The following is a 15,688-nucleotide window of genomic DNA, read 5'->3' as shown; positions in this document are numbered from 1 at the left end:
GGGCCCACTCGCACACGTGCGTCGCGGGCCCTGCGGCACGAGCAGGCTCGAGCCCAATGACGTCCGATGCGGGCGAGGCCGCCACCCGAGCCATGGGGGGGCGGGACGGCTGGCGGTCGGCCGGTCCGCGGACGCGGCGGCCGCCTGACAAGCCGTGAAGTGCGTTGTGCCGGGGCGGCGAGCCGCTCCGTCGACGAGTCGGCCAGCGGCGCGGCTCCTCGCTCGGTTCGGGCGCGGCGGGCGTGTCGTGGTCGGGCAGGGTCTTGCCCCCCTTTCATGAGGCGCGGTCGCACAGGTGCCTCGGAACCGGCCACGCGTTGTCGACATCGGCGGGGAACGCTCCTCTCGGGCGAGCCCGACCGCACCGGCGGTGGACGGTCAGCGCGAGAGCCGATCGACCGCCCCTCGCCACCCGCCCTGCTCGACGAGGCGAGCGACGAAGGGGCGCATGAGCGACAGGCACTCCCGGCCATGGGTCTCCAGGAGGTAGTGCCCGGCGTCCAGGAGGTGGCTCTCGGCGGTCGGGAGGTCACGGTGGTAGGCGAGCACCTCCTCGAGATCGTAGTAGGGGTCGTGGACACCCCACACGATGAGCGTCGGAGGCCGGTGCCGCCGGTGGTAGCGGCTGATCTCGGCGAAGCGCGCGACGTGCGACCGGTAGTCGGTGAACAGCTCCCACTGGGCCTCGATGCCGTGGCCGCGGGAGATCGCACGCCAATCGAGCTCCCAGGTCTCGGGTGGAACGAGCTCGGCGATCCGATCCGGCAGCGCCCAAAGGTACTGGTGCTTGGTTCCCTCATAATGCAGCCACGGTTCGATCCGGCTCTTGTTCTCCTCGGTCGGATCCGCCCAGTAGGCACGGCAGACGTCCCACTCGCTGCTGAGGCCCTCTTCATGTGCATTGCCGTTCTGGACGATCAGACCACGCACCGTCGATGGGGCGCGCGTCGCGAGGTGATACCCGACCGGCGCGCCGAAATCATGCAGGTACAGGATCCTGCCGCCCACACCGAGCCGGCTCGCCCACGCCTCGACGACGTCGGCGATCCAGGCGAAGGTGTACTCGCCGCCGGGCTCCGGCAACGACGAAAGCCCGAAGCCGGGGAGGTCCGGCGCCAGGACGCGCGCTCCCGAATCAGCCAGCGGCTCCATGACGTGGCGGAACATGTGCGACGAACTCGGAAAGCCGTGCAGAAGCAACAACGAGACCGGACTGTCCGCACTCCCGGCCTCGCGGTAGAAGAGGCGGACTCCCTCGACGTCCGCATACCGATGCCGAACTCGCGAAGCGATCATAGAAGACGACTACCCGGCGGCAGCCTGGTCTATGCCGCACAAGATGCGGACACGGCCGCGGCACGGCGGCCCGGCCGCCGACGACGCCGGGACCCGACCCTTCGGTGTCGACACCCTGAGACCCGGGCCTCCGGAACTCGCGGCAACGCGACCGCGGATGACACCCCGCGGTGCTCGGAGTGATGCGACTGGCGATCCTCGCCCCAATGGCCGAGCTCGAGGGGGCCGCCGTCGCGTGACACGGCCTCCGCCGTCCACTCGTGGCGGTCAGCCCGGCACGAGCGGACGGCGGAGCTCGGTTCAGCGACGGTGGAAGCGTTCCAGGAGGCCGAACGGGTAGGGCTTCGGCCTGTCGCCGGCTTCGGTGAGGAGGTCGGCGTGTTCGCGCTCCAGGGAGACCTCGGCCGCGGCGAGGTTGTCCTCCAGGTGCTCCGGCGTGCGCGCGCCGATGATCGGGGCGGTCACCCCCGGCTGGTCCATGAGCCAGCGCAATGCCACTTGGGCCGGGGTGCGGCCGGACTTCTGGGCCACTTCGAGGAGCGTGTCGATGACCTTCCAGGTGCGGTCGTCGGCGCCGGCGTCCCAGGGGTCGGACGAGTGCTCGGCATCGGCTTCAGCGCGGCTTCCCGGGGGCGGCGCGGTCATGTTCCTCCGGTACCGGCCGCCCAGCCATCCGCCGCGGAGCGGACTCCAGGGGATGACGCCCACGCCTTCGTTCCGGCAAACCGGGATCAGGTCCCATTCGGTCTCCCTGTCGAGCAGGTTGTAGAGCGGCTGGAGGCACGCGAACGGCTCCCAGCCGTGCAGGCGGGACGTGTCGATCGACTTCTGGAGCTGCCAGCCGGCGTAGTTGCTGGCGCCGAGGAACCGAACCTTGCCACTGCGCACCAGGTCATCGAGCGTCGACAGTGTCTCCTCGATCGGCGTCGCGTCGTCGAACACGTGGATCTGGTACAGGTCGATGTAGTCGGTCCGCAACCGGCGCAGGCTCGCCTCGACGGCGCTGAGGAGGTGCTTGCGTCCGGCGCCGCCGTCGTTCGATGCCGGGCCCATGTCGCCGTAGGCTTTGGTGGCGATGACGAGGTCGTCGCGCGAGCGTCGCTCCAGCCACCGTCCGAGGATCGACTCCGATTCGCCGGCGCTGTAGACGTCGGCGGTGTCGATGAAGTCGCCGCCCGCTTCGGTGAAGCGGTCGAGCATGCGGTGGGCCGTCGGTTCGTCCGTCGCGGCGCCGAAGGACATGGTGCCCAGGCAGAGTTCACTGACTTTCAGGCCGGTTCGGCCGAGGTATCGGTATTCCATGTCCTGGACGCTAGGGCCTGGAGTGCACTCCAGGTCAAGGCCGATTCGAAGCGTGGGCGGGTCTTGACCGCCGCAAGCAGCGGTGTCGGATTGCCGGTCGTTGACCTTTGCTGTTGTGGAGCAACGATGTTCAGATATCCGCCGGCCCGGGTCGGCGGCCGGATGGCTTCTGGTCACGGTGGGTGCGGTGGTCAAGCCAAGACCCGCCCGCACGCGGCAGAGCGCCAGAAAACTTGGTCGCCTGCGTCCGGCTCCCGGTCACAGGCGATCACATGGGCCCCGTGAGGGAGGCGGTGGTGTGGACCTCCCGCACGCTTATTCGAAGCCAGACGCGCAGGTAGACGCCTCCCTGAGCCGCATCGGAGACGCCTTCGATCCGGCATCTGGACGCTCGGGCCGCCCGAGCGGAGTCCGCCGCCACCGCTCACCCACGGACTCGCTGACCCGTTCGGCCGTCCTGATGTCCGCCGGACCACGGTGACGGAAGAATCGACCGGCTCTCGGCCTCAGGGCCTGTTTCCCCGGTTCGTGTGTGATCATGGCGTGAGGTCGGTCCAGGCGGCGGAACCGGGAGGGTGGATGGTGCGGGACGCGGCGCGGGAGGCGCGGTTGCTCGACGCCGCGCGGGCGGGCGATCCGGCGGCGTTCGACCGGCTGGTGGATCCGTTTCGCGCTGAGCTGCAAGCGCACTGCTACCGGATGCTCGGCTCGGTGCACGATGCCGAGGACGGCCTCCAAGACGCCCTGGTGCGGGCGTGGCGAGGGTTGGGCGGGTTCGACGGCCGCGGTTCGATCCGTCCCTGGCTGTACAAGATCGCCACCAACCGGTGTCTCACCTTGATCGAGCGGCGCGGCCGCCGCGAGCTTCCCACCGATCTCGGGCCGGGCGCGCCGCTGGCCGAGACGGCCTGGCTGGAACCGTACCCCGACCGGCGCCTGGGACTGGCCGACCTGGAACCGGAGGCGCGCTCCGTGGCACGGGAGAGCGTGGAGCTGGCCTTCGTCGCCGCACTGCAACACCTACCGCCCCGTCAGCGCGCCGTGCTGGTGCTGCGCGATGTCCTCCAGTTCTCCGCCGGCGAAACCGCGCTGCTGCTGGACGCCACGGCCGCGTCGGTCAACAGCGCGCTCCAGCGCGCCCGCGCGACCATGCGCGCCCGGCGGCCCGACCGCAGCCAACAGGCGGCCTTGAGCGACGTGGGCGAGAGCGGTTTGCGCCGACTGGCCGCCCGGTATGCGAGCGCTTGGGAACAAGGGGACGTCGATGAAATCGTGGCGTTGCTGAGCGAGGACGCCAGATACTCGATGCCGCCGTTGCACGAATGGTTCGAAGGCCCCGCCGGCATCAGGGCGTTCCTGATCGCGAAGCCGATGAGGCTGCGGTGGCGCTTCCTGCCGGCTCAGGCGAACGGGCAGCTCGCATTCGGCACCTATCTGTGGGACGAGGACCGGGCCGCCTACCGGTCGGCGGGACTGGACTTGCTCGCCCTGCGCGGCGGGGGGATCGCCGATGTGGTCTCCTTCCTGACCGCTGACCTCACCATGTTCGGCCTTCCCGAGGAAATCCCGAACTGATCCGACTCCATGCGATGAATCCGGTGACCACCGCGGGTTATACAGACGTCAGGCATCTACCGACGCGCAAGGAGAACCCAATGCGAGAGATCGTCACCCACCTCGCCTTCAAGGACCGGGCCGAAGAGGCCGTGGAGTTCTACACCTCGGTCATCCCGGGCTCCCGGATCACCGGCATCACCCGTTTCCGCGCCGACGAGCCCGGGCCGGAGGGAGCGGTCCGGACCATCCGCTTCGAGATGCTCGGACAGAAGTTCCTCGCCGTCAACGGCGGCCCCGAGTTCTCCTTCGCCGAAGGCGCCTCGCTGCTGGTGCGCTGCGATACCCAAGCCGAGATCGACGACCTGTGGCAGCGGCTCGGCGAGGACGGCGAGACCCAGGTCTGCGGCTGGCTCACCGACCGCTACGGACTTCCCTGGCAGATCACCGCCGCAGTGGCCGAGGACTACATCTACGGCTCCGATCCCGAGGGATCGCAGCGTGTGGTCGAGGCGACCTACCGGATGACCAGAATCGACATCGCCGAACTCGACCGGGCCTACCGCGGCGACTCCTGAAGCGCCCCGGCTCCCACGCGGAAACCGTCGTTCCCGGACGCCGCGCCCGCGACGCGACCACACGCGCTGGACCGCAGGCTCACCGCTGACCAGCGACGCGAGATCGCTGTCGCGTTCAGCGACGGCACCCCGCACAACGACCTCGCGGCGACCTGCGGCATCAGCATCCGCAGCGTCAAACGACTGGTCCGCGCAGCCCGCGAGACGGCCCATTCGGTCCAGGCGGGCTTGCGCCACGACGGGAACGAGAGGCAGGCCCATGGCTGCGGTCGACCCTTTCTCGTGTGCCACGGCCGAGAGGCCTGTCGACGGTCGACTCCTTGCACGGGGGTGTCCGAGGGTCAGGCGAGGGGATCGCCCTCCTCATCGATCTTGGGCCCCCAGATCTCCTCATCGTCCTCCAGCAGCCAAGTCTCCCGGCCGTTCACGGCGTCGTCGTTCGTCGCCGCTCCGCGCGCGCCGGGCGCACCGGGCATTCCGCCGCGGGCGCCGGCGATACGGTTGGCGGCGAGACTGGCCGGGGAGCGTAGACCGCCGGCTCCGCCGGGAGCGGCGACCATTCCCGAACCGGCGCCGCCCGCGCCCGAACCGATGCCGCCGCTGCCGGCCCCGAGCCCGGCGCCTGCCCCGCCGCCGAGGCCTCCGCCCGAGGCGAGACCGCCGCCGACGTCGCCATCGGCCCCGGTCGCGGATTCCCAAGGGTCCGAGCCGGTCGGGTCTGAACTGGTCAGATCCGATCCCGGACCATGGGAACCGGACGGACTTCCGGACGGCGGGCTGATGGTTCCCTCCGTATCGGGTGACGGAAAGCCGTAGTCCGTCGGCTGCGATTCGGGCGGGTTGTAGTCGGCCATGCTCGGTGACGGGATCGGATCGGGCGGAGGCGGGGAAGTGAGCGAGGGCCGGTCGTGACCGAGGGCCTCGTCGTCAGCGACAGTGGACGGGGTCGCTGTCGCCACTGCGAGAGCGGGCCGGGACTGGGCGTCCTGCACGTTGTACACCGCCGACTGCAGGACGTCATTGTGGCCCGCGGCGATGAGCCGATGCTCCTCGGCCTTGCGGTAGGAGAAGTCGTCGAAGTGGGCTTCGTACTCTTCCTCGGCGAGGGCCCGCGCCGAGCTCGGGTTGGGAGCCACGTCGCGTGCGGCGTCTCGCTGGATGAGCACTTCGGCCCGGGCCTCGACGTTCTGCTCGTGGACCGCGTCCATGTCGGTCCCGAGCCCGAGCATCCGCCAGACCTCGCCTTCGTCCCGAGTTTTCGCGCAGTCCCCGTCGGTGAACGGAGGACGGACGTGGATCTTCGAACCTTGGCCGTAGTTTCCGGGCTCGGCCTTCCAGACCATCGGGGCCGGGTAGAGCATCCCACCGCCCTCGCCTTGCGCTGCGTAGATCGCTTCGCCGGCGTCTTTCAGTTCGCTGAAACCCTGCTCGATGTCGGTGAGCAGTCGCCGCGCCTTGCTCACCGTCGCGGTCACCTCCTCGGCGAAGGCATCGAAGTCCTCGCCCGACCAGGTTTGGGAGAGTTCGCCCAGCTTGAGGTCCAGTAGGTCCGGCATATCGCTGAGCTCGGAGTCGAGCAGGGCGTTCCAGCCGTCGTCGCAGATGAGTTCGATCGAGTGGTCCGCGATCCCAGGAGGACGCAGCGCCTCGCGGATGGCGCCGCTGAGTCCTTCCCCCGGATAGGCGACGTTGGGATGGCTTTGGAGATCGATGCCGGTGTTGTGCGTCGGGAGCGGTGCCGCGAGTTTGATCCAGTCCCATTCCAGCGGGTGGCCGGGGGAGTTCTCGGTGTTGCCGCACGCGCTGCCGTTGCTGTCGCATCCGGCCCTGGAATCGAGGAGCCGGCTGTGGAGAATGTCGCTGGAGCTCGAATCGTAGATCTGATCGTCGAGTTCCGCGGAGGGAGCGGTTCGGTCGGTCATGGTCGTCAACTCTCCGGATTGGCCGCTTGGAGTTCCTGAGCGGAGGCGCTGTCGGACTCCACGTGGTTCTCGATCATGTCTTGGAGCACGGTTATGTACCCGAGCAGGTCGGCGCGGACGACATGCAAGTCGTCCCAGACGCCGCCGTGGAACTCCCGGTACTTTCCGCCGAGCTCCTCGGCGTTCTCGCCGACCCCGAAGGCCGGCATCCGAGTGAGCACGCCGTTCCCTTTGAAATAGCCCTCGATGATCTGCGTGTCGATGAGATCGACTTGACTGGTGAGAAGGTCGGTGAACGCTTGGGCCGACTCGGGGTCGAAACTTCTGCTGCCGCCTGCCATGGCATCCTCCACCTGCGGCCGGGTCCTACGATTTCGTCACCGTAGCAAGTGGAGGTTTCGTCATGAAGTAGGAGGATACGAATTGGCGCTGTCAGAAATCCGACGAATCCCGTTCCTACTATCCGGGTAGCCAGATCAGTGATGCCAAGGCAATGAGCCAGCGGTACAGTGACAGGACCGGCCAATCACGATAGTAACGGATCTGCTTCGTGAATTCACTTGAGCCTCCTTGCATCTCAAGCCGCATTCAGAATCCATGGAGGAACTCCAATCACCGCACGTTACTCCGGACTCGCCCGAGACATGCGGCGTTCGGTTGGCTTGGGTGCCCACGGCAGAGGTCGACACTTGAGAATCGCGCCCACCCCTGAAAGAGTAGGGCTATGACTCCGCCAGCGTTGGCCGTCCATCCGTTTCCCGGCGAGCAACCTGTACTGCTCTTGCACGGCCTCCATCGCAGCACGAAACTGGACTGGATCGACCCCGGTTGGCCCCAGTCGCTGGCCGACGCCGGGCGCGGCGCGGTCGGCATCGACCTCCCCGGACATGGCGACTCCCCCACCGCCGACCGCGGCACGATCCCACCTTCGGCGATCGTGGCCGCCATGGTGGACGCGATCGACACCACCGGGCAGGAGCGGGCCGACGTCGTCGGTTACTCCCTCGGCGCCCGACTCGCCTGGACCCTTGCCGCGACCGGCCGGGTGCGCCGCCTCGTACTCGGCGGCATGGACCCGAGCCGGCGCACCGACATCGACATCGACTTGCTCGGCGCCGTCACCCGCGGCGAGATCGAGCCGCCTGACGAGAGCATCGGCATGCTCGCCGGCATGATCACCTCGAACGGCGTCGATACGGTCACTGCGCTGTGGCTCATCGAAGGGCTCCAGATCGAGGCGTTCGACGCTGCGGCCGACGTGCCGACGGTGCCGACGCTCATCGTCTGCGGCACCGACGACGGCGCCGCAGCGCTTGAAGCCCTCGCCGCGGGCATCCCGACGGCGACGTTCCTTTCCGTGCCCGGAGACCACGGCGGCGCGCTGATGTCGCCAGAGTTCCGCGCAGCCGCAATCGATTTCATCACAACCTGAGCCGCGAACGCGCCCCGGAGAACACGGGCCTTCGCGGACGGAACGATCGAGCCGCCATGGTCCGGTGGCGGGCGGGCTCGCAGTCGGGCTGGTCCTGGGAAAAGTTCTTCCCGGAGTTGTCGATCCGGCGCCCGCCGCGTTCGTCGTATCTGTAGACGAGCCCATCGGGGGCTGTTGCGAAAGGATGGCTGTCATGCCGAAGTATCTGCTTCTCATTCACGGCGACGAGCGGCGATGGGCCGGGATGCCCGATCAAGAGCGACAGGCGCTGGTCGAAGGGCATCGTGCGCTGGTCGCCGCGGCCGGGTCGGCCGTTCTCGACGGCCGGGAGCTGGAGCCGGCCAGCGTCGCCACGACACTGCGCGCGGACGCCGAAGGGCGGCTGGCCGTGACCGACGGGCCGTTCCTGGAGACCAAGGAGGCGGTGGGCGGCTACTACCTGATCGAGGCCGGTGACCTCGACGAGGTGATGGCTCTGGCCGGGCACCTGTACGAAGCGACTGCCGGTCACAGCGGGGTGGAGATACGCCCGGTGGTGGACCACCGATGAGCGAGGAGGTCGTGGCGGCACTGGCGCGAGCGCACCGCCACGAATGGTCCCGGGTCCTCGCTGCCACCGCGGCCCTGACCCGCGACCTTGACCTCGCGGAGGAGTGCACGCAAGAGGCCTACGCGCAGGCGTTGCGGACTTGGACGGCCTCGGACATCCCGCATCGGCCCGGCGCCTGGCTGACGACCACCGCGCGCAATCGGGCCCTGGATGTGATGCGCCGCAGGCAGGTGTGGCAGCGGACGTTGCCGAAGCTGGTGCTGGACGAGTCGACGCCCGGGCCCGAGGACGCCCTTGACGACGATCGCCTGCGGCTGGTCTTCACCTGCTGCCACCCCGCTTTGTCCCGCGAGGCCCAGGTCGCCCTGACACTGCGGCTGGTGTGCGGGCTGTCGACGGTCGAGGTGGCCCGCGCGTTCCTGGTGTCGGAGGACGCCATGGCCGCGCGGGTCGCCCGGGCCAAGAAGAAGATCGCCACGGCACGGATCCCGTATCGGGTGCCCTCGCCGGACCAGCTGGCTGAGCGACTCGGCCCCGTCCTGGAGGTGGTCCACCTGGTCTTCACCACCGGCCACACGGCACCGGTCGGCACCGAACTGGTGCGCCGCGACCTGGTGGACAGCGCGCTGAATCTGGCTCGCATGCTGCACCTGCTCATGCCGAACGACGCCGAGGCGAGCGCCTTGCTCGCACTCATGCTGCTCATCGACGCGCGTGCGGAGACCCGTCTGTCGGCCACGGGCCGGCTGCTGCTCTTGTCGGAGCAGGATCGCACCCGCTGGGACCGCCGGATGATCGAGGAGGGCGTCGGGCTGCTGACCGACGCGCTGCGGCGTCGGCCGCCGACACGGTACGCCGTCGAGGCCGCGATCGCGGCGGTGCACAGCGAGGCGCCCACGTGGCAGCAGACCGATTGGACGGAGATCGTCGGGCTGTACGATGTCCTGCGCCGCGTGTGGCCCTCGCCGGTCGTCGAGCTCAACCGGGCCGTGGCGGTGGGCCTGCGCGACGGCCCGCGAGCCGGCCTCGAGGCGCTTGCCGCCCTTTCAGACGAGCCGGCGCTGGCGACCTATGGCTACGTCAGCGCCGTCCGGGCCGACTTCCAGCGGCAACTGCACCAATGGACGCAGGCGGCCGAAGCCTATGAGGAGGCCCTGCTTTTGACCGACAACGACGCCGAACGCGGATTCCTCTCCGACCGGCTCGCCGAGGTTCGCCACCACCTGCCACGGTGAAGACCGACCGCCGCCAGCCGAGACCGACTACGGCTGCAACCAATGAAGCGGGCTACGCCGTCGAATCCAGTTGGCTGCGGTCCTGGCAACGGCCACAGGGCTGCCGTCGGCGGCCGTCCGAGCAGTGTGGACCCCGGTGGTGCCCGCGGCCTCCAGCGCGCCGAGGTTCAAGCCAGGGGGCACCCGGCGTAGCGGATCCTGCGTTCGAGTGAGGTCCCGGGCCAAGCGCTGTCTCCACCGTTCGGTCGCATTGACCGCCGCATTCGTCACGCCCCTCGATTGCTTGTCCGGGCTCCCGCCGGGCCATGGACTCGATCTGGTCTGATCGCTCCGCGACCGCAAGTCGGTTTTCTCGCAGATCGCGATGGAACATGTCGATTCCGGTGTCGCTGGATCGTCGTCTTGACAAGGGCCCGGCACAAGGCCGGGTGGACGAGAGGGGCAGCCATGTCCGCAGCGGTGATGGTCGAAGGGTCGCGGCAGCCGACGGCGAGCGATACCGGCCGATGGCCGGTCCGTTCCGTGTTCTTCCTGAACGGCTTGGTATGCGCCGCCTACATCGTGTCGCTGCCGGCGCTCAAATCGGCGCACGGGTTGAGCGACAGCGGGATAGGGCTGGTCAGCCTCGTGTTCGCCCTCTCCGCGCTCGTAGCGATGCAGGCCGCCGGGAGACTCGTGTCGGCCGTCGGCAGCGGCGCGGTGCTCCGCCGTTCACTGCTGACGATGCCGCCGCTGCTGGTCGCGTTGGGGTTCGTGCCAGGGTTCGGCTGGCTGCTCGCCGTGGTCACCGTATTCGGTCTCGTCCACGGCACCACGGACGCGGCTATGAACGCTCACGCAGTGGGCGTCGAACGGCGAACCGATCGCCGCGTGCTCGGCAGTTGCCACGCTGCCTGGAGCGTGAGCGCCGTCGCCGCGTCCCTCGCGATGGGCGCGATGGCCGCCGCCGCAATGGACCTGCCAGCCCGATGCGCAGTGGTCGCGGTCGTCGCCCTCACTGGCGGACTGTTCGCAATGCGGCACCTGCGGCAACCACGTCCCGATGACCGAGAGCGCGCTCCGGACGTCGCCCCACCGCGGCGGCGGGTGCGATGGTCGAGGAATACGGTCCTTCTCGGCCTGACGGCGGCGGTGCTCATGGTGTGCGAGGGCGGCGTCCTCGGCTGGGGCGGCGTGCTCCTGCACGACGCGCGCGGCGCCTCCCTCACCCTCAGCGCGGGAGCCCTCACCGGCTACGCGCTGGGCCAGACCGTCGGTCGCACCCTCGGAGACGCGGCGGCGACCCGCTGGGGCGCGCGATCGGTATTCGCCATCGGAGGCGCCCTGGGCATCGCCGGGCTGGCGGTCGGGATCGGGGCGAGCGAACCACTCGCCGCCATCGGAGGCTTCGCCGTCGGCGGACTGGGGCTGTCGGTCCAGCTGCCGCTGCTGTTCAGCGAAGTCGGTCGCGCAGCCTCCGACGACGCCTCGGCCGCGGTGGCCGTCGCGCGGTTCACGAGCTTCGCCTACATGGGCATCCTGCTCGGGCCCGGACTCATCGGCACCATGGCCGACATGATCGGGCTCGTCTCCACCATGTCCGCGCTCGTCCCGCTCCTCACGATCGCAACCGCGGTCACGGTCGGGTTCTCGCTGAGGCGCCGATGACGCCGGTTCCCGCCGCAAGCACATCGGGGCCGAGCTCCGGCGACTCGACGCCCTCGAAGACCAGCGATGTCTTCATGCGATCGACCACCTGCAAAGTCTCGGTCCTAGGCTGCGGGCTGAACTTTCCGGCGCGTCACAGGCATCGGCGGAATCCTCTCAGTTCAGCGTCAAGCGGCGCATCGTCGACTGCGCCGCCTCATTCGGGGTCGGTGCCGCACAGTCCGGCAACGAGGAACGCGCGCAGCGTTTCGTCGAAGGTGTCGGGGTCGGTGTATCCGTGCTTGTCACCGATGTTCCAGGCCACCGTGACCTGCCGTTCGCCGTCGATGGAGTGGAACGACGACAGTTCATGTCCGAGAGCGTCGCCGGTGTGCCCGATGAAGACCTCCTCGGGGTCGTCGGGGCAGCCGAACCGCTGCCCGAACAGGCCCAGCCCATACTGGAAATCCGAGCCGGTGTCGACGAAGTCGGTGGCCTCGGCCAATTGCTCGTCGGTCAGCAGGGTCCCGTCGGTGAGCGCGTCGTAGAAGTCGTTCATGTCGCCCATCGTCGAGACGATCCCGCCGCCGGCCCACAGCTGCGTGGTGGACAGGGCCGTGGTGTCGAAGTACGGCTCGTCGCTCTCGCCGGTCGTGATGTACGGCACCGGGTGGGGGCCGCGGATGCCGTCGCGGTGCTCGTCCAGGAAGTAGGTGCGGTCGAGGCCGGCGGGTTCGAGGATCCGTGCTTCGAGCTCGTGGCCGAGCGTGTTGCCGGTCAGTCCTTCGATGAGCAGGCCGAGGACCATGTAGCCCGCGTTGGAGTACGAATAGCCGGTGCCTGGTTCGAACAGCAGCGGGTCTTCGGTGGCGATGCCGATGAGCTCTTCCGGTTCGTAGTCGGTCCGGTAGCCCTCGCGGATGTCGCTGATGTCGCCCTCGGCCAGCGACGGGTAGAGACGCGGCAGGAAGTCGATCAGGCCGCTGGTGTGCGTGAGGATCTGACGAACGGTCGGATCCTCCTCATAGGGCAGGAGACCGGGAAGGTGGTCGCCGATCGGGTCGTCGAGGTCGACCACGCCTTCGCCTTCGAGCTGGACGAGGACGGTGGCCGTGAACGACTTGGTGGCGCTGCCGATGCGGACCCGGTCATCCGATCTGGCGTCCTCAGCGTCCGAGTCAAGGCTTCTGGGTCCGATCGCCTCGGACCAGGTCTCGGCCCCGTCTCGGACCTCGGCGAGCACGGCGTGGTCGGCCAGCCTCGCGAACGCGTCGAGCTTGGATTCGAGGAGATCGGTGTCGAGGTTTTCGGAGGGAGGCGCCGTCGCGTGCGCGGTGCCGGTGGCGGCGACGAGGCCGAGTGCCAGGACCGCGGTGATGAGCACTGGTTTCTTCATGGCCCCGAGGCTACGAGCCACGGACCGGAGACGCAGTACCTCTGCCTGTACGAAACGGCATCAGGTTAGCCTGACCTGCCCCACGCGCGAACCTCGATCCACACCGCACTCCCACTCCCAAAGGCTGGTGATCGTGAGTGCCAGAGGCAACATGCCCCACATCCTGGGCGACGGCGGCCACGATTCCAGAACGTTCAGGGACTGACTGCGTGCCAAGCGCATCGAGCCGATCATCCCCCAGCGCGGACGGAAACGGATCATCGGCCCGAGCCGCATCCGTTGGGCCGTCGAGCAGGCAATCGCGCACCCTTCGGTATCGCCACTGTGAAGCCTCGACGCGGCATTCTCCCGTGATCATACGGTCGCGAACGACAGCTCGCGGTGCTCGATCACCAATGGCGTTCAGCGAGATGTGGACCCGACAGGCCGCGGGCGCGCCGGTCGAAGGCGAGGATGACGCCGACGAGGAGCACCGGCAGTGCGGCGGCGGCGAATCCCCATGCGACCGAGCGCTCCAGGACCAGCCCGAGCAATACGATCGACAGCGGCTCGAACACCGCGCGCGGGAGGGCGAGGATCGAACTGATGCGGGCCAGCAGGTGGGGCGGGGTCGTGGTCTGGATGAAGGTGGGCAACGCGACATCGGAGCTGTAGGCCACGCCGATGCCCAGCGGGACGAGGAGCGCTGCGGCCCACCAGACGCTCGTCGCCTGGCCCAGGAGGATGAAGACGACCCCTTCGACGAGTGTCATGGAGATGATGAGCACACCCCATCGGGCGGGCAGGCCGGTGATGGCCGCCGCCACGGTGCCGATGAGTTGGCCGGCGCCCCAGGACGAGACGAGGATCGACAGGCCCAGTGCCGACGAGCCCAGGGACTGGGCGAGCGTCGGCAGGCCGATCGCGAACAGGCCGGAGTAGCTCAGCGTCGCCGCGGAGACCACCAGCAACACCAGCCGTACGTTATAGCCGGTCCACGCGTGCTTCAAGCCTTCGAGCAGGTGGCGCGCGACGCCGACGGGCGCGTCGGAGCCGTCGCCGCCGGTCGCCGTGCGTGGCACCGCCAGACACGTCATCGCCGCGATCCCGAAGGTGACCGCGTTGACCATTATGGCCGTTCCCGCCCCGTACGCCGTCGCGAGAGCACCTCCGATCAGCGGGCCGACCAGGAAGGACAACTGCTCCATCAGGCTCTGTATCGCGTTGCCGCGCGCGTAGTCGACGGTCCTGAGCAGTTGCGGAAGGACCGACTCGGCAGCCGGAGTGAAGAACGCCCCCGCAACTCCCACCAGCGCCGAGAGCGCATACAAGAGCCACAGGTTCCAGCCGCCGGTCATCACCGCGACCGCGGTGACGGCCATGGCGGCGGCTCGCGACACGTGGCAGACGAGCATGACCGCCCGAGGCGTGAACCGGTCGGTGACCGAGCCTCCCAGCAGGAGCAGCATGCCGCGCGGGACGGCCTGGGCCAGCATGACGCCGGTCAAGGCGGCCACCGAACCGGTCGCCTGCAGGACGAGCCATGCCAGCGAGATCGCGAACGCCGCGTCCCCGATCATCGACAGGCCCTCGCCCCCCATGACGGTGAGGAACCGGCGGTTGCGCAGCGGCGGCGCGAGGCCGGTCGACGGCATCATGCTGGAGTCGCAGCCGATGGAGGCCCGACGCGGATGCCGCTCATTCGCCCGCGCACCTCATCTCCTCGATGCCCTCGACCTCGGTGGTGGTGATGTCCTGGACACGCCGGGTCTTCGGCCATGATGCGACGCCGCCGGATCGCGATGCGACGGCCCCATGCCGGAAACGCAGGCCGACTCGGGCCCCGCCCCATCTCGACTCCTTTCGGGTCAAGGGGTGCCGTGACGGCGTTCAAGACGGGTCGGTGTAGGCGCGCGACGGTCGGGCGCTGATCGCGGCGATCTGGTCGGCCAGGACGTCCGGCGCGTCGAGTTGGACGAAGGTCTTGGCCCCGGGCACCTCGATGAGTTCGGCGTCGGTGAACGCCCGCTGCAGCCGCCTGCCGAGGTCGAGGCTGAAGGCGCGATCGGCGCCGCCCCAGACGATCCGCACCGGACCGGCGAAGTCGGCCAAGCGGGTCGACACGTCGAGCAGCTCGTCGGGATCCGAGGCGTTGAGGAAGCGGATCGCGTCGCTGCGGATCGCCTTGTCGGACAGGCACGGTTCGATCCACCGCCTGGTCTGCTCGGGATCGAGGTCGTTCGCCAGCAGTCCGAAGCCCATCGGCGAGTGCCGGAACCGGCGCCACTTCATCGGCTGCAGCAGGGCCCGCATCCGCAAGTCCCCTCGCAGCAGTGTGAAGAAGACGCTGAAGGGGAACGGGGGGAAGGTGTCGAACGCGTCGCAGTTGGCGAGCACCAGCGCGCCGACGCGGTCGGGGTCGATGTCGATGGCGAACTGGCACAGCGCGCCGCCGGTGTCGCTGCCGACCAGCGTGACGTCCCGCAGGTCCAACGCCGTGAGGAAGGCCAGCATCTGCGCCGCCACGCCGCGCGGCGACTGGTCGGCGTCGGGCCCCAGCGGGACCCGGTGGGCGCCCAGCGGCCAGTCGGGCGCGTATGAGCGGATGCCGCGCGCGGCCAGCAGGTCGGCGACCGGTGACCACACCCCGGCGTCGACCAGGAATGCGTGGGCGAACACGACCGGACGCGCCGTCGAGTCGGAGGGGCCGGTGACCCGGTAGTTTACGGTGCCATGCGGAAGTTCGATCGAGGACATGAGCCCATCCCTTCAGTCAGGGGTAAAGTTACATACAACCTGCACGCAACTTACGGACAGA

The 15,688-nt window shown here is 69.0% G+C and carries 13 protein-coding genes; 6 read left to right on the top strand and 7 right to left on the bottom strand.

Annotation, left to right across the window (positions count from 1 at the left end):
• Positions 1 to 378: 378 nt before the first annotated feature.
• Together YWW_RS0102860 and YWW_RS0102855 are read right to left on the bottom strand one after the other, a co-directional pair.
• Positions 379 to 1,296: an alpha/beta fold hydrolase gene (locus YWW_RS0102860; RefSeq protein WP_026928909.1), complete on the bottom strand. Its 918-nt coding sequence runs from the start codon at positions 1,294 to 1,296 to the stop codon at positions 379 to 381.
• A gap of 300 nt (positions 1,297 to 1,596) precedes the next feature.
• Positions 1,597 to 2,598, bottom strand: coding sequence for an aldo/keto reductase (locus YWW_RS0102855; RefSeq protein WP_026928908.1), 1,002 nt, complete (start codon positions 2,596 to 2,598; stop codon positions 1,597 to 1,599).
• Positions 2,599 to 3,177: 579 nt separating this feature from the next.
• On the opposite strand from YWW_RS0102855, the gene YWW_RS0102850 reads away from it, so the two are divergent.
• Entirely contained in the window at positions 3,178 to 4,173 is a 996-nt protein-coding gene (locus YWW_RS0102850) for a sigma-70 family RNA polymerase sigma factor (protein WP_035697200.1), read from the top strand.
• A gap of 80 nt (positions 4,174 to 4,253) precedes the next feature.
• Positions 4,254 to 4,730 (top strand): VOC family protein, encoded by a 477-nt coding sequence (locus YWW_RS0102845; RefSeq protein WP_026928906.1) that lies wholly within the window; start codon positions 4,254 to 4,256, stop codon positions 4,728 to 4,730.
• 341 nt (positions 4,731 to 5,071) lie between these two features.
• Here YWW_RS0102845 and YWW_RS0102840 read toward each other — a convergent pair whose 3' ends face one another.
• Both YWW_RS0102840 and YWW_RS0102835 read right to left on the bottom strand, forming a co-directional pair.
• The gene (locus tag YWW_RS0102840; protein WP_026928905.1) at positions 5,072 to 6,652 is read right to left on the bottom strand and encodes a hypothetical protein; all 1,581 of its coding nucleotides are present in this window, start codon (positions 6,650 to 6,652) and stop codon (positions 5,072 to 5,074) included.
• Between the two features lie 5 nt (positions 6,653 to 6,657).
• On the bottom strand, positions 6,658 to 6,993 hold the full coding sequence (locus YWW_RS0102835) for a hypothetical protein (RefSeq protein WP_026928904.1): 336 nt from the start codon (positions 6,991 to 6,993) through the stop codon (positions 6,658 to 6,660).
• A 383-nt stretch (positions 6,994 to 7,376) separates the two neighbouring features.
• Between YWW_RS0102835 and YWW_RS0102830 the strand changes: the two genes are divergently transcribed.
• The 4 genes from YWW_RS0102830 (at position 7,377) to YWW_RS0102815 (ending at position 11,516) form a co-directional block, all read left to right on the top strand.
• Entirely contained in the window at positions 7,377 to 8,084 is a 708-nt protein-coding gene (locus YWW_RS0102830) for an alpha/beta fold hydrolase (RefSeq protein WP_081687153.1), read from the top strand.
• Between the two features lie 193 nt (positions 8,085 to 8,277).
• Positions 8,278 to 8,634: a YciI family protein gene (locus YWW_RS0102825; RefSeq protein WP_026928902.1), complete on the top strand. Its 357-nt coding sequence runs from the start codon at positions 8,278 to 8,280 to the stop codon at positions 8,632 to 8,634.
• Entirely contained in the window at positions 8,631 to 9,869 is a 1,239-nt protein-coding gene (locus YWW_RS0102820) for an RNA polymerase sigma factor (RefSeq protein ID WP_026928901.1), read from the top strand. Before YWW_RS0102825 ends, YWW_RS0102820 begins: the two co-directional genes overlap by 4 nt.
• Before the next feature lie 447 nt (positions 9,870 to 10,316).
• Entirely contained in the window at positions 10,317 to 11,516 is a 1,200-nt protein-coding gene (locus tag YWW_RS0102815) for an MFS transporter (protein WP_026928900.1), read from the top strand.
• Between the two features lie 196 nt (positions 11,517 to 11,712).
• Here YWW_RS0102815 and YWW_RS27980 read toward each other — a convergent pair whose 3' ends face one another.
• The 3 genes from YWW_RS27980 to YWW_RS0102795 all read right to left on the bottom strand — a co-directional run bounded on the left by YWW_RS27980 (position 11,713) and on the right by YWW_RS0102795 (position 15,627).
• A complete protein-coding gene (locus YWW_RS27980) occupies positions 11,713 to 12,891 on the bottom strand; it encodes a serine hydrolase domain-containing protein (protein ID WP_081687152.1) in 1,179 nt (392 codons plus the stop codon).
• Positions 12,892 to 13,280: 389 nt separating this feature from the next.
• Entirely contained in the window at positions 13,281 to 14,528 is a 1,248-nt protein-coding gene (locus tag YWW_RS27975) for an MFS transporter (protein ID WP_035704006.1), read from the bottom strand.
• Between the two features lie 232 nt (positions 14,529 to 14,760).
• On the bottom strand, positions 14,761 to 15,627 hold the full coding sequence (locus YWW_RS0102795; RefSeq protein ID WP_026928898.1) for an alpha/beta fold hydrolase: 867 nt from the start codon (positions 15,625 to 15,627) through the stop codon (positions 14,761 to 14,763).
• Positions 15,628 to 15,688: the final 61 nt, after the last annotated feature.

Source organism: Glycomyces tenuis DSM 44171 (genome assembly GCF_000427885.1).
GTDB lineage: Bacteria > Actinomycetota > Actinomycetes > Mycobacteriales > Micromonosporaceae > Glycomyces > Glycomyces tenuis.
Note: the sequence above shows the minus strand (reverse complement) of the source record. Positions and strands in the feature narration are given on the sequence as shown.